Annotated in this window: 14 protein-coding genes; 9 read left to right on the top strand and 5 right to left on the bottom strand. The window is 39.9% G+C overall.

Annotation, left to right across the window (positions count from 1 at the left end; translation table 11 throughout):
- Nucleotides 1-344: 344 nt before the first annotated feature.
- The 8 genes from sdhC (at nt 345) to sucD (ending at nt 10208) form a co-directional block, all read left to right on the top strand.
- On the top strand, nt 345-722 hold the full coding sequence (gene sdhC, locus H5115_RS03100; RefSeq protein ID WP_076914908.1) for a succinate dehydrogenase, cytochrome b556 subunit: 378 nt from the start codon (nt 345-347) through the stop codon (nt 720-722).
- On the top strand, nt 713-1060 hold the full coding sequence (sdhD, locus tag H5115_RS03105) for a succinate dehydrogenase, hydrophobic membrane anchor protein (RefSeq protein WP_002961798.1): 348 nt from the start codon (nt 713-715) through the stop codon (nt 1058-1060). The genes sdhC and sdhD overlap by 10 nt, the downstream gene beginning before the upstream one ends.
- Nucleotides 1061-2833 carry a succinate dehydrogenase flavoprotein subunit gene (gene sdhA, locus H5115_RS03110; RefSeq protein ID WP_002961801.1) on the top strand — a complete coding sequence of 591 codons (1773 nt, stop codon included), beginning with the start codon at nt 1061-1063 and terminating at the stop codon, nt 2831-2833. It begins immediately after the preceding gene.
- Nucleotides 2834-2843: 10 nt separating this feature from the next.
- Nucleotides 2844-3560, top strand: coding sequence for a succinate dehydrogenase iron-sulfur subunit (locus H5115_RS03115; RefSeq protein WP_002961804.1), 717 nt, complete (start codon nt 2844-2846; stop codon nt 3558-3560).
- A 91-nt stretch (nt 3561-3651) separates the two neighbouring features.
- Nucleotides 3652-6471, top strand: a complete 2820-nt coding sequence (gene sucA / locus H5115_RS03120) for a 2-oxoglutarate dehydrogenase E1 component (protein ID WP_033021680.1) — start codon at nt 3652-3654, stop codon at nt 6469-6471.
- 3 nt (nt 6472-6474) lie between these two features.
- Nucleotides 6475-7992: a 2-oxoglutarate dehydrogenase complex dihydrolipoyllysine-residue succinyltransferase gene (odhB, locus tag H5115_RS03125; protein ID WP_039487977.1), complete on the top strand. Its 1518-nt coding sequence runs from the start codon at nt 6475-6477 to the stop codon at nt 7990-7992.
- Nucleotides 7993-8169: 177 nt separating this feature from the next.
- Nucleotides 8170-9336, top strand: a complete 1167-nt coding sequence (sucC, locus tag H5115_RS03130; protein ID WP_002961809.1) for an ADP-forming succinate--CoA ligase subunit beta — start codon at nt 8170-8172, stop codon at nt 9334-9336.
- The gene (sucD, locus tag H5115_RS03135; protein WP_182753584.1) at nt 9336-10208 is read left to right on the top strand and encodes a succinate--CoA ligase subunit alpha; all 873 of its coding nucleotides are present in this window, start codon (nt 9336-9338) and stop codon (nt 10206-10208) included. The genes sucC and sucD overlap by 1 nt, the downstream gene beginning before the upstream one ends.
- Before the next feature lie 58 nt (nt 10209-10266).
- Here sucD and H5115_RS03140 read toward each other — a convergent pair whose 3' ends face one another.
- Complete coding sequence (locus H5115_RS03140; RefSeq protein WP_182753586.1) at nt 10267-11337, bottom strand: DUF3083 family protein; 1071 nt, start codon at nt 11335-11337, stop codon at nt 10267-10269.
- A gap of 218 nt (nt 11338-11555) precedes the next feature.
- On the opposite strand from H5115_RS03140, the gene glnS reads away from it, so the two are divergent.
- Nucleotides 11556-13214: a glutamine--tRNA ligase gene (gene glnS / locus H5115_RS03145; protein ID WP_182753588.1), complete on the top strand. Its 1659-nt coding sequence runs from the start codon at nt 11556-11558 to the stop codon at nt 13212-13214.
- A gap of 111 nt (nt 13215-13325) precedes the next feature.
- On the opposite strand, the gene fur is transcribed toward glnS, so the two are convergent.
- The 4 genes from fur to H5115_RS03165 all read right to left on the bottom strand — a co-directional run bounded on the left by fur (nt 13326) and on the right by H5115_RS03165 (nt 15000).
- Nucleotides 13326-13769 carry a ferric iron uptake transcriptional regulator gene (gene fur / locus H5115_RS03150; RefSeq protein ID WP_002962922.1) on the bottom strand — a complete coding sequence of 148 codons (444 nt, stop codon included), beginning with the start codon at nt 13767-13769 and terminating at the stop codon, nt 13326-13328.
- 186 nt (nt 13770-13955) lie between these two features.
- Nucleotides 13956-14483, bottom strand: a complete 528-nt coding sequence (gene fldA, locus H5115_RS03155) for a flavodoxin FldA (protein WP_007586856.1) — start codon at nt 14481-14483, stop codon at nt 13956-13958.
- Between the two features lie 14 nt (nt 14484-14497).
- A complete protein-coding gene (ybfE, locus tag H5115_RS03160; protein ID WP_002962928.1) occupies nt 14498-14776 on the bottom strand; it encodes a LexA regulated protein in 279 nt (92 codons plus the stop codon).
- A 2-nt stretch (nt 14777-14778) separates the two neighbouring features.
- Entirely contained in the window at nt 14779-15000 is a 222-nt protein-coding gene (locus H5115_RS03165) for a DUF2788 domain-containing protein (RefSeq protein WP_002962930.1), read from the bottom strand.
- Nucleotides 15001-15018: the final 18 nt, after the last annotated feature.

Raw genomic sequence — 15018 nt, forward strand, 5'->3', positions numbered from 1 at the left:
TCGCATTTTAACGTGAAAGAGGGGGTTAAAGTCAATTTTTATAAACATTATGCATATATGTATAATAAATATTCGGTATTAATTAAATATAATACTATTGGCTAATTCGCAAACATCTCTAAATAAACAAGAATTGTAAAAAGTCCTGTGGGTATATATACTAATGGTGGTTTTAAACCGTATTGTATTTGGGTAAACATATTCTTAACAGCTTAAAATTTACTGTTTTGTGAACTTTAACTATTTTGATACGTTTATTCTGATAGTTCCATCAGTAATATTTGGTGGGTTTTTAGAAAAACAAGTAGATGAGCTCCACTGTGAGCAAAGATGGGCAAGTAACTGTGAAAAAGCAAAGACCTGTAAATCTAGATCTAACAACTATATCTATGCCGGCAACGGCTAAAGCTTCAATTTTTCACCGCGTCACCGGTGTTGCATTGTTTTTTGCTTTAACGTTTGTCATTTGGGCTTGGTCTGAGTCTCTCTCTTCAGCTGAAAGTTTTGAATTCGTCAAGGGTCTGTTTAACGGATTCATTGCCAAATTTATAGCTTGGGGCACTGTTTCTGTATTAGGTTATCACCTTATTGGTGGCATCCGTCATATGATTATGGATATGGGACATTGGGAAGAACTTGAATCAGGTAACCTCAGCGCTAAAGTATCAATGGCTCTTGGTGTTGTGTTTGCCGTATTGGCAGGGGTGTGGATATGGTTTTAAATCAAGCAACTCTAAAACGTGATGGTGTACAAGATTTCGTATCTTTACGTACCACGGCATTAATAATCAGCGCGTACGCGATTTTTATTATCGGCTATTTTTTAGCGACGCCAGAAGTCACTTTCGAAGCCTGGACAGGCCTCTTCTCTAACCTAGCAATGAAAGGGTTTACTTTAATTACCCTTATTTGCATTATGGTTCATACCCGCATTGGCCTTTGGCAAGTTCTTACAGACTATGTTAAGTGTTCGAAGTTGCGTGCTGTTTTAGGTTTTGTTTTAAACCTAATGGCCGTTGCTTACGTAGCTATTGGTCTAATCGTATTATGGGGTGTTTAAGTGAAATATTCTGTTCGTGAATTTGACGCCGTAGTAATTGGTGCAGGTGGTGCTGGTATGCGCGCTGCTTTAGCAATTACAGAATCTGGCAAAACGTGTGCATTAATATCTAAAGTATTTCCAACGCGCTCACACACTGTATCTGCTCAAGGTGGTATTACAGTAGCGCTTGGTAATTCACACGAAGACAACTGGGAATGGCATATGTACGATACCGTTAAGGGTTCCGATTTTATCGGTGACCAAGACGCTATTGAATATATGTGTCAAACTGGCCCAGAAGCTATTACTGAATTAGAAAACATGGGACTACCATTTTCTCGTTTTGAAAATGGCCGTGTTTACCAACGTCCTTTCGGTGGTCAATCGAAAAACTTTGGTGGTGAACAAGCCGCACGTACTGCTGCTGCAGCTGACCGTACTGGTCATGCTTTACTTCATCTTCTATATCAACAAAACGTTAAAAACAAAACAAATGTATTCTCTGAGTGGTATGCACTTGACTTAGTTAAAAACGACAATGGCGATGTAGTAGGGTGTACAGCAATTGAGATTGAAACAGGTGAAATCACTTTCTTCAAATCTAAAGCAGTTGTATTAGCCACTGGTGGTGCAGGTCGTATATTCGCATCAACAACAAATGCTCATATTAACACCGGTGACGGTGTTGGTATGGCAACACGCGCTGGTATTTCTATGCAAGACATGGAAATGTGGCAGTTCCACCCAACGGGTATTGCAGGTGCTGGTACGCTAGTAACTGAAGGTTGTCGTGGTGAAGGCGGTTATCTTTTAAATAAAGATGGCGAGCGCTTCATGGAACGTTACGCACCAAATGCAAAAGACTTAGCGTCTCGCGATGTTGTTGCGCGTTCAATGATGACTGAAATCCGTGAAGGTCGTGGTTGTGATGGTCCTTGGGGTCCTCATATCAAGCTGAAACTTGACCATTTAGGTGAAGAAACGCTTAACCTACGTCTTCCTGGCGTATGTGACCTAGCTAAAACTTTCGCTCACGTTGATCCAGCTAAAGAGCCAATTCCAGTAATTCCTACTTGTCATTATATGATGGGTGGTGTTCCTACTAACGTAAATGGTCAAGCGCTACAAATCGATGCTCAAGGCAACGAAAAAGTAGTTGAAGGTTTATTTGCTGTTGGTGAGATTGCATGTGTATCTGTACACGGTGCAAACCGCCTAGGTGGTAACTCATTACTAGATTTAGTTGTATTTGGCCGTGCTGCTGGTAACTTCTTAGGTAAATACCTTAAAGATGTTGAAGTATCAAAAGCGGCTTCAGAGTCAGATTTAGAAGCGTCTCTTGCACGTTACAACCGTTGGGAAAATTCAACGGCTGGCCAAGGTGAAGATCCAGTTCAAATCAAAAAAGACCTACAGCAATGTATGCAGCTTAACTTCTCGGTATTCCGTGAAGGCGATTCAATGGCTTCAGGTCTTCAAGAACTTAAAGAAATTCGTGAACGTCTGCAACATGCTCGTCTTGATGATAAATCATCAGACTTCAATACGCAGCGTATCGAATGTCTTGAACTAGATAACTTAATGGAAACAGCTTACTCAACTGCAGTAGCTGCAAACTTCCGTACAGAAAGCCGTGGTGCACATTCTCGCTTTGACTACCCAGATCGTGATGACGAAAACTGGTTATGTCACTCAGTATTCAATCCTGTAACGGATGAAATGAGTAAGCGTGATGTAAACTATGCGCCTAAAACGCGTGAAGCTTTCCCACCTAAAGCACGTGTTTACTAGGAGATAGACGATGGCACAAGTACAATTTTCAGTTTATCGTTATAATCCAGATGTTGACAACGCTCCTCGTATGCAAGAATACACCTTGCAAACAGAGGAAGGTCACGACATGATGGTGTTAGATGCACTTATTCTTTTAAAAGAACAAGATCCTACACTATCTTTTCGTCGTTCATGCCGTGAAGGTGTGTGTGGATCTGATGGTGTTAACATGAATGGTAAAAATGGTTTAGCATGTATTACTCCTTTATCTACGCTACAAAAAAATGGCAAAGGTAAAATTGTAGTACGTCCGTTACCAGGCTTACCTGTGGTTCGTGACCTTGTTATTGACATGAGTCAGTTCTACACTCAGTACGAAAAAGTTAAACCTTATTTAATTAATGATCAGCCTGCAGCAGGAGAGCGTCTTCAATCTATTGAAGAACGTGATAAATTAGATGGGCTATATGAGTGTATTTTGTGTGCATGTTGTTCGACATCGTGTCCTTCGTTCTGGTGGAACCCAGACAAGTTCATTGGTCCAGCAGGCCTTCTTCACGCTTACCGTTTCTTAGCTGATAGCCGAGATACAGCAACTGAAGAACGTTTAGCGGATTTAGACGATGCGTTCAGTGTGTTCCGTTGCCACAGTATCATGAACTGTGTTAGCGTTTGTCCTAAGGGTCTTAACCCGACTAAAGCAATTGGGCAAATCAAATCTATGTTATTAAACCGAGCGGTTTGATTACTTAGTAAACGTAAGATGGCTAATACAGATTATTAGCCATCTTGTTATGATAACTATTAATTTCTGCGCTAAAGAAAAGGGCTTATAAATGCACGAAGGTGTGATGAAGGCATGGCTAGAATCTTCACATTTAAACGGCGGCAACGTTGCTTATGTAGAAGAGCTTTATGAAGCGTATTTAGACGATGCGACTTCTGTGCCAGATGAATGGCGAGAAGTGTTCGAACAATTACCTAAAGTTGATGGTGTGGATGTTGAAGTAAAACATTCAGAAGTTCGAACGCAGTTTGCACAGCTTGCAAAAAACAAGCATAGAGAAGTAGTGGTAGCAGAGGGTAGTGGCGGAGACCTTAAACAGGTTAAAGTTCTACAACTTATTAATGCTTTCCGTTTTCGTGGACACCAAAATGCAAACCTAGATCCATTAGGTATTTGGCAACGAGAGCGTGTACGAGATTTAGAGCTAGAGTACCACGACTTATCTTCAAGTGATTTTGACCGCGAGTTTAACGTAGGATCGTTTGCCGTAGGCCGCGATACTATGCCTTTAGGTGAACTATACCAAGCACTAAAAACTACATATTGTGGTTCAATTGGCGCTGAGTATATGCACATCACATCAACAGAGGAAAAGCGTTGGTTACAACAGCGTTTAGAATCTGTCCAGTCTAGGCCAAAATTCGAAAAAGACGAAAAGCTGCGTATCCTAAAAGGATTAACTGCTGCTGACGGACTTGAAAAATATTTAGGGGCTAAGTTCCCAGGTGCTAAGCGTTTCTCACTTGAAGGTGGCGATGCGTTAGTTCCAATGTTAAAAGAGCTTATTCACCGCGCAGGTGAAAGCGGCCAACAAGAAGCTGTTATTGGTATGGCTCACCGTGGTCGTTTAAATGTTCTTGTAAATGTACTTGGTAAAAATCCATCAGAATTATTTGATGAGTTTGCTGGTAAACATAAAGAAACATTAAGTTCTGGCGATGTTAAATACCACATGGGTTATTCATCTGACTTTGCTACTAAAGGTGGCAATGTTCATATGGCGCTTGCGTTTAACCCGTCTCATCTTGAAATTGTAAACCCAGTTGTTATGGGCTCAGTACGTGCTCGTCTTGACCGCTTAGGTGACAGTTCTGGTATTAAAGCTTTACCAATTACAATTCATGGTGATTCTGCGGTTACAGGCCAAGGTGTTGTACAAGAAACGTTTAACTTATCACAAACTAACGCGTTTAGTTGTGGTGGTAGTATTCGTATTGTTGTAAATAACCAAGTTGGTTTTACTACATCTAAACAAGACGATGTACGCTCTACAGATTACTGTACTGACATTGCTAAAATGGTTCAGTCACCTATCTTCCATGTTAACTCTGATGACCCTGAAGCAGTTGCATTTGTTACTCAAATTGCACTTGATTTCAGAAACCAGTTTAAACGTGACGTAGTAATCGATTTAGTATGTTACCGTCGCCATGGTCACAATGAAGCTGATGAGCCTAATGCAACTCAGCCTGTTATGTACCAAAAAATTAAAAAGCACCCAGTTCCACGTTTAATTTACGCAGATCAACTTATAGCTGAAGGCTCTTTTTCTGAACAAGAAATAAAAGCACTTGCTGATGAGTACCGTAATGCATTAGACGAAGGCAACTGTGTTGTTTCAGAAATACAACCAGAGACATCGCATTCTTCAGATTGGGCAAAGTATGTTGGCCATGAATGGGATGTTGATTACGATGCCAGCGTGCCTGTTGAAGAGCTCAAAGCACTCGGTGAGAAAATCGCTTCTTACCCAGAGCAATATAAAGCACAGTCACGCGTTAAAAAGATTTACGATGATCGTAAATTAATGGCTTCTGGTGAGAAACCTCTAGATTGGGGTATGGCAGAAACACTTGCTTATGCAACAATCGCAACTGAAGGCACTGACATTCGTTTAACTGGTCAGGATTCAGGGCGTGGCACATTCTTCCATCGTCATGCTGTTGTTCACAGTCAATCAGACGGCGCTACTTATACACCTCTACAGCACTTAAGCGAAGATCAAGGTACTTTTGAAGTATTTGACTCTGTTTTATCTGAAGAAGCTGTTGTTGCTTTTGAATACGGTTATGCAACTGCAGAGCCTACTTCATTAGTGCTTTGGGAAGCACAGTTTGGTGATTTCGCCAACGGTGCCCAAGTTGTATTTGACCAATTCTTAAGTTCTGGTGAGCAAAAATGGGGCCGTTTATGTGGTCTTACAATTTTGTTACCACATGGCTACGAAGGACAAGGTCCAGAACATAGTTCAGCTCGTTTAGAGCGTTTCCTACAACTATGTGCTGATCACAACATGCAAGTATGTGTTCCATCTACTCCTGCACAAGTTTACGCTATGCTTCGTCGTCAATCAGTTCGACCACTACGTCGTCCGTTGATTGTTATGACGCCTAAGTCGTTGCTTCGCCATCCTCTTGCAACTTCATCGCTTGAAGAGCTATCGCATGGTGTTTTCCATAATATGATCGACGAAGTTGATGATATTAACCCTGAGAAAGTTGAACGCGTTGTATTTTGTAGTGGTAAAGTTTATTACGAACTATTACAAGAGCGTCGTAAGCTAGAGCAAGATAATATTGCTATTGTTCGTGTTGAGCAGTTATATCCGTTCCCACATGACGAAATGCAAACAATTATGGAGCGTTACCAACACGTAACTGATTTTGTATGGTGTCAAGAAGAGCCACAAAACCAAGGTGCATGGTACTGTTCACAACATCACTTTATTGATGCAATCCCACAAGGTGCTAAATTAAAATATGCAGGACGTAAAGCGTCTGCATCACCAGCGTGTGGTTACATGTCAGTACATACTAAAGAACAACAAGCGCTCGTTGCCGACGCGCTTACTATAGAAAATAAAGGATAAGCAATGAGCACAGAAATTAAAGTTCCTGTTCTTCCTGAGTCGGTTGCAGATGCTACCGTTGCTACATGGCATGTAAGTGTTGGCGACAAAGTAACTCGCGATCAAAACTTAGTAGACATTGAAACAGATAAAGTGGTTTTAGAAGTTGTTGCACAGCATGACGGTGTAATTACAGAAATATCACAAGAAGAAGGTGCAACCGTACTTGGCGATCAAGTTATGGGTTTACTTGGTGATGCTGATGCAGCGCCAGCAAGTGAAGGTTCATCTAAAGAAGAATCAGCACCAGCTAAATCAGAAGACGCGCCTGCGGCGCAATCAGCACCAGCATCAGAAGGTAAAGAAGTGGACATTAAAGTACCTGTACTTCCAGAATCAGTTGCAGACGCAACAATTGCTACATGGCATGTACAACCAGGTGACGCAGTAACACGCGACCAAAACTTGGTAGATATTGAAACAGATAAAGTTGTTCTTGAAGTAGTCGCTCAAGAAGATGGCATCATGGGTGATATCATTCACAACGAAGGCGATACTGTACTAGGCGAGCAAGTAATTGGTTCGGTTAAAGCAGGCGGTGCACCAGCGGCTCCAGCTGCAAAAGCAGACGAAACGCCAGCAGCAGATTCTAGCGAAAGTTCAGATGTGTTAACACCATCAGTTCGTCGTTTAATTGCTGAGAAAGGCTTAGACGCTTCTAAAATTAACGGCACGGGTAAAAATGGCCGCGTAACTAAAGAAGACGTTGATACGTTCTTAAAAGCACCAGCGCCAGCGGCTAAAAAAGCAGAAGCTTCTGCTCCTGCAGCACCGATGGGCGATCGTACTCAAAAACGTGTTCCTATGACTCGTTTACGTAAAACGATTGCTACACGTCTTCTTGAAGCTAAAAATTCAACTGCAATGTTAACAACATTCAACGAAGTGAACATGGAACCAATCATGAGCCTTCGTAAGCAGTACCAAGAAGTATTTGAAAAGCGTCATGGTATTCGTTTAGGCTTCATGTCTTTCTACGTGAAAGCGGTAACTGAAGCACTTAAACGCTTCCCAGATGTTAATGCATCAATTGATGGTGACGATATTGTTTACCATAACTATTTTGATATCAGCATTGCAGTATCTACTCCACGTGGTTTAGTTACTCCAGTACTTAAAGATTGTGACAAACTATCTGTTGCTGAAATCGAAAAGGGTATTCGTGAATTAGCACTTAAAGGTCGTGATGGTAAGCTAACGCTTGCAGATATGACCGGTGGTAATTTCACCATCACTAATGGCGGCGTATTTGGTTCATTACTATCTACACCTATCATTAACTTGCCACAGTCTTCAATTTTGGGTATGCATAAAATCCAAGACCGTCCGATGGCCGTAAATGGTAAAGTAGAAATACTTCCTATGATGTATTTAGCACTTTCTTATGACCACCGTATCATTGATGGTAAAGAATCTGTTGGTTTCTTAGTGACTATTAAAGAGTTACTTGAAGATCCAACTCGCTTATTGCTAGATGTTTAATCTAGTTGTATGAAATGTAAGCTGTGAATGAACATTCACAGCTTTTTTTTTGCGCCTTTGGTCTTACTGGGGTTTTCATGTTAAGCCTTGGGATCTATACTAGGTGCGCAATTTGGGATAGTTGTTTATTTGAAAAAATATTCAGCTCTTTTAGTATAAAAAATTGGATAAAGCATCATGAATTTGCATGAGTATCAGGCAAAACAACTTTTTGCCGAATATGGTTTACCAGTTTCTCAGGGTTTCGCTTGCGATACACCTGAAGAAGCTGCAGCAGCTGCTGAAAAAATCGGCGGTGATATGTGGGTTGTTAAAACTCAGGTTCACGCAGGTGGACGTGGTAAAGCTGGCGGTGTAAAGCTAGTAAAAACTATCGACGAAGTAAAAGCGTTTGCAGCTAACTGGTTGGGTAAAAACCTAGTTACTTACCAAACAGACGAGAAAGGCCAGCCAGTAGCTAAAATTTTAGTTGAAAGCTGTACTGACATTGCTAACGAATTGTACCTAGGTGCAGTAGTTGACCGTGCATCTCGCAAAGTAGTTTTCATGGCGTCTACTGAAGGCGGCGTTGAAATTGAAACTGTTGCAGAAGAAACACCAGAGCTTATCCACAAAGCTGAAATTGATCCATTAGTGGGTCCTCAAGCTTACCAAGCACGTGAACTAGGCTTCAAATTGGGTCTTAACCCAGTACAAATGAAGCAGTTTGTTAAGATCTTTATGGGTCTTGGTAACATGTTTACTGATTTTGATTTCGCACTACTTGAAATCAACCCGTTAGTAATTACAGACGAAGGTAACCTTCACTGTCTTGACGGAAAAATCGGTATTGATGGTAATGCACTTTACCGTCAGCCTAAAATTCGTGAGTTCCACGATCCATCTCAAGAAGATGCACGTGAAGCACACGCAGCAAGCTTCGAGCTTAACTACGTTGCTCTAGATGGCAATGTTGGTTGTATGGTTAACGGTGCAGGCCTAGCAATGGGTACTATGGACATCGTAAACCTACACGGCGGCAAACCGGCTAACTTCCTAGATGTTGGCGGCGGCGCGACTAAAGAACGTGTTTCTGAAGCATTCAAAATCATCCTTTCTGACGATAATGTTAAAGCTGTTTTAGTAAACATCTTTGGCGGTATCGTACGTTGTGACATGATTGCTGAAGGTATCATTGGCGCAGTTAAAGAAGTTGGCGTAAATGTACCTGTAGTTGTACGTTTAGAAGGTACTAATGCTGAATTAGGTCGTGAAGTTCTTAAGAACTCAGGTCTAGATATCATTGCTGCTGAATCACTAACAGACGCTGCTGAGAAAGTTGTTGCTGCTGCGGAGGGCAAATAATGTCTGTATTAATCAATAAAGATACAAAAGTTATCTGTCAAGGTTTCACTGGAGGCCAAGGTACTTTCCACTCAGAGCAAGCGCTTGAGTACGGTACACAAATGGTTGGTGGTGTAAGCCCAGGTAAAGGCGGTCAAACGCACCTTGGTCTTCCTGTATTCAACACAGTTCGTGATGCTGTTCAAGAAACTGGCGCAACTGCTTCAGTTATCTACGTACCAGCTCCTTTCTGTAAAGATGCAATCTTAGAAGCTATCGATGCTGGCATCGAGCTGATTGTTTGTATCACTGAAGGTATCCCTACGCTTGATATGGTTGACGTAAAAGTTAAACTAGATCAAACAGGTACTCGTATGATCGGTCCTAACTGTCCAGGTGTTATTACTCCTGGTGAGACTAAGATTGGTATCATGCCTGGTCACATCCACAAACCTGGTAAAGTAGGTATTGTTTCTCGCTCTGGTACTTTAACGTACGAAGCGGTTAAGCAAACTACTGATGCTGGTTTTGGTCAGTCTACGTGTGTTGGTATTGGTGGTGATCCAATCCCAGGTACTAACTTTATCGACGTTTTAGAAATGTTCGAAAAAGATCCACAAACTGAAGCAATCGTAATGATTGGTGAAATTGGTGGTACTGCAGAAGAAGAAGCTGCAGATTACATCAAAGCTAACGTAACTAAACCTGTAGTATCTTACATTGCTGGTGTTACTGCACCAGAAGGTAAGCGTATGGGTCACGCTGGCGCAATCATCGCAGGCGGTAAAGGTACTGCTGATGAAAAATTTGCTGCATTAGAAGCTGCGGGCGTAAAAACTGTACGTTCACTTGCTGAAATCGGTAAAGCACTTAAAGAGAAAACAGGCTGGTAATTGCTTGTTTCCTCTGAAAAGGCCCGCTTATGCGGGCCTTTTTGTTATTGAGGTAAATTTAGAACGGATAACTAATATGCTGAAAAAAGCGTACAGACAAATCTTGTCGTTGTTTATTTATAGCCAGCTCGTTACATAATGCATGAATTGTTTTCTCTACTTGGTTCATAAAGCGGCCATAACCAATTTCATGTTTATCCTGCTGAGTTGCGACAATAACAAAATGTAGTGTTTCTACTAATTTTGTTGCTTCATAAAAATACTTAATTTGATTTTCATTTGATTCAACATCAAAACTCAACTTTTGTAACTCTGTATTACCTTCATTTTTATCTATTTTACTGTTTCGGACAATGGGTATTGCGCCATTAGCTACCATTGCACCGTGTGTTAGTTTGTTTTTTTCACATGCGCGTTTAAAACTATCTGCAAAGTAATCATAAAACTTTTCCACATCGTTATTGTTCACCATTGTTTGAAACTGTGTTTTGATGGCTCGAGAAACCGCAATGGTAAATGTTGCGTAAGTCATTTCAGCATAGTCACTAGGGATATTACATTGCCTTGATTGATAACGAGGGTAGAGGCTTCTGAGTTTATATCCATAACTCTCTTTATTTCCCTTATCTTTAGCAAATAAATCGTAAGTTAGATGTTGGTGATCGCGAAGTTTAAATTGGGGCTGATTTATAAATAACTGTTCTTGGAGTAAGTTTAATACTTTTTGTACTCTATTGTGAAACAAAGCTGAGTTTGCACGTAAGTCTTCACCCGTGGCTAAAAACAAGAAACGTATTTTCTTACTTTTTATATCTGGTGAGTAATAAATTTTATGTGCCTCGTGATAACGAGGGTTATAAAAAAACAACATCTGCTTGTCGGTTTCTAATTGATATGACTCATCATGAAAGCGTACAACCGGTAGTTTATCGTTTGCTAATAAATGTACATTATGCAGTTCATACTCATCACAACATGCAAATAATTGACGCGCAATACGCTCATAGCAACAGTTTATAGTGCTAAAGCTATTATAAAATGCTTCATTAGGTATTATTTCAGCCAATAAATAGTGGTTAGCGCGTGCATTAGTTGGAATATATACACGGTGTTGATTAAGTGTCGCCATCTTAGAATCCTTATAAAGTAGGTTATTTAGCTACTATAATTGGCTTTGATGACTTAAATGTTGCGTTAAAACAAATTTTATTCATAAACAATTGAACAAGTGGATTAAAGTTAATCAATATCTAAAATAAACCTTAATCTATTGCTGTATGTTAGTGTATGTTTTTGTAATAATGCATTAGTTTTGTTATTACGTAATATTTAGAGGATCACACTCCTATGGCGGAAATTGAGAATCGCCCAAGTAACTTTATTAGAACCCGAATTGATGAAGACTTAGCAAGTGGCAAACATGCGACAACGCATACACGTTTTCCACCTGAACCAAATGGTTTTTTACATATTGGCCATGCCAAATCAATTTGTTTGAATTTTGGTATCGCAAAAGACTACAACGGTTTATGTAACCTACGTTTTGACGATACAAACCCTGAAAAAGAAGACATTAACTACGTTAACTCTATTAAAGAGGATGTACAGTGGTTAGGCTTTAATTGGGATGGCGACATAAAGTATTCTTCTAACTATTTTGATACTTTATATGGTTACGCAGTAGAGCTTATTGAAAAAGGCTTAGCGTACGTTTGTTTTTTAACTGCAGACGAAGCACGACAGTACCGCGGTACATTAAAAGAGCCAGGTAAAAACAGTCCTTATAGAGATACTTCAGTTGAAGAAAACCTAGCGTTATTTGAAAAAATGCGCGCTGGCGAATTCAAAGAAGGTGAATGTGTACTGCGTGCTAAAATTGATATGGCAAGCTCATTTATGGTGCTTCGCGATCCAATTATTTACCGTGTACGTTTTGCTCATCATCATCAAACAGGTGATAAGTGGTGCATTTACCCAATGTATGATTTCACTCACTGTATTTCTGATGCGCTTGAAGGTATTACACATTCATTATGTACATTAGAGTTCCAAGATAACCGTCGTTTATACGACTGGGTACTTGATAACATTAGTTTAGAGTGTCACCCGCAACAAATTGAGTTTTCGCGCTTAAATCTTGAATACACTATTATGTCAAAGCGTAAGCTAAATGATTTAGTAGTAAATAACTATGTAGAAGGGTGGGATGACCCTCGCATGCCTACTATTGCAGGTTTACGTCGTCGTGGTTATACACCAGGTTCAATTCGTGAATTTTGTTTGCGTATAGGTGTAACAAAACAAGAGAATATGGTTGAAATGGGCATGCTTGAAGCCTGTATCCGTGAAGACTTAAACGAAAATGCACCACGTGCAATGGCTGTGCTCGATCCTGTTAAAGTTGTTATTGAAAACTACGATGCAGATAAAGTTGAAACTTTATCAGTGGCTAATCACCCAAATAAAGAAGAAATGGGGCGTCGTGATGTTCCATTTACTCGTGAAATCTATATTGAACGAGAAGACTTTAAAGAAGAAGCGAATAACAAATTCAAACGTTTAGTACTTGATAAAGAAGTACGCTTACGTGGTGCTTATGTTATTAAAGCGCAGCGTGTTGAAAAAGACGAAAATGGCGAAATTACAACTATCTTCTGTACTTACGACAGTGAAACACTTGGTAAAAACCCAAGTGATGGTCGTAAAGTAAAAGGTGTTATTCATTGGGTTTCAGCACCAGAGTCTATTACTGCAGAAGTTCGTTTATACGACCGTTTGTTTAGCGTACCAAATCCAGCAGCTGCAGAGGAATTTGAAACTACGCTAAACCCAGAGTCACTGGTTGTTTTACCTAATGCTAAATTAGAACCATCGCTTGCTAATTCACAAGCAGAGCAGGGCTTTCAGTTTGAGCGTACAGGTTATTTCTCTCGTGATTCTAAATCAGAGAACGTTGTATTTAATCAAACCGTGGGTCTTCGCGATTCATGGTCTAAAACTCAATAAGTAATACTTAAAATATACCCAGGATTTACTGGGTATATTCAATATTATTGTTTTTTAGGCACAAAAAAACCTGCACTTAGCAGGTTTTTTTTATTGCTTTTAAAAGCGGTATTAGCTATTAGCGTCGCTAAATTCTTTACACGCTGCTTTATCATTACACTCACCGTATAAATACAAAGAATGGTTTGTAAGAGTAATACCATTTTCTTCAGCAATTTCTAGTTGACGACGCTCAATCATGTCATCTTCAAACTCTACCACTTTGCCACATTTCAAACATACTAAATGATCGTGGTGAGTGCTTCCTGAAAGTTCAAATACTGATTTTCCGCCTTCAAAGTGATGACGGCTTACAATACCCGCATCATCAAATTGGTTAAGTACGCGGTATACAGTTGCAAGACCAATTTCTTCACCTAGATCCAAAAGAATTTTGTAAACATCTTCAGCACTGATGTGTTGGTTATCTGGAGATTGTAAAATCTCTAATATTTTAATACGCGGTAAAGTTACTTTTAAACCGGCTTTTTTAAGTTCCAAGTTATGATCAGTCATTAAATCTGTCTCAATTTTATTTGGTTATACTAGACATCTTGCAAAGATGTACACGACACATTAGCAACAAACAGGATAACGTGCCTAAGCGTTAAGTGCAAAGAACAATTGATTTATATTGCCTCTAAAGCTTAAAACGCTAACTGTTTGATAATTATTTAAACAGCTAGCGATATATGCAGTAAATTAGTCAGCTAATTCACTTAAACACATTTCTTCATATACTTGAGCAGACCATGCTTTAACACGTTGTTCTGTAAGCTCTGGTTGACGGTCTTCGTCGATACCCAAACCTACAAAGTGCTTATCATCAGCCATTCCTTTAGATGCTTCAAAGTCATAGCTTTCACTTGGCCAATGGCCCACAACAATAGCGCCACGTTCAGTAACAATATCGTTGATCATGCCCATTGCATCTAAAAAGTACTCAGCGTAATCTTCTTGGTCACCACAACCAAAAATAGCAACAAGTTTACCTTCAAAGTCTACTTCCTCAAGTTCTGGGAAAAAGTCATCCCAGTCACATTGAGCTTCACCGTAGTACCAAGTAGGGATACCGAATAAGATTAAATCAAATTCAGCAATCTCTTCTTTAGAGCTTTTTGCAATATCATGAACAGCCACTAGCTTTTTACCCAATTCTTTTTGGATCATTTTTGCTACGTGTTCTGTGTTACCTGTGTCACTTCCGAAAAAAATGCCTACACTTGCCATGGATTTAAAACCTTTTATGTATCAATAGCCAATCTTTCTTGTAAAATCGTTTCAATCAGCGCACTACGGCTAATATTTTGTGCATCTGCCATATCACTCAATGCTTGATATAACTGCGATGAAACTTTAAATTCAACACGCTTTAAACCGCGTGCTTTATCTCTTTTTATTTGATTACGTTTATTTACCTTTAACTGCATATCCCGAGAAAGGGGATTGGTTTTAGGTCTGCCTGGGCGTTTTTCGTATTCAAATAAATCGAGTGTAGTTCTATCTGTTTCTGACTTCGCCATGCTTAACCTACACCTGCGCCTTGCCAAAATACTTGAATAAGCCCTTTAGCAATAAAGCCTGAACAACCTAAAAAGAGCACGCCCCAAACAATGTATTGCCCGAACTTTGGCACATTGCCACTTTTTAGTACGTCTTTAATTGCCATGCCGATGAATATGAAAATACCGGCTAAGCCAAAATACAACCCTAGGGTATCAAATTCGTTAATTAACTGACTGACCATCAACGTATAACCTTTAAA

Source organism: Pseudoalteromonas sp. SR44-2 (assembly GCF_014163745.1).
In the GTDB taxonomy this organism is placed as follows: domain Bacteria; phylum Pseudomonadota; class Gammaproteobacteria; order Enterobacterales; family Alteromonadaceae; genus Pseudoalteromonas; species Pseudoalteromonas distincta.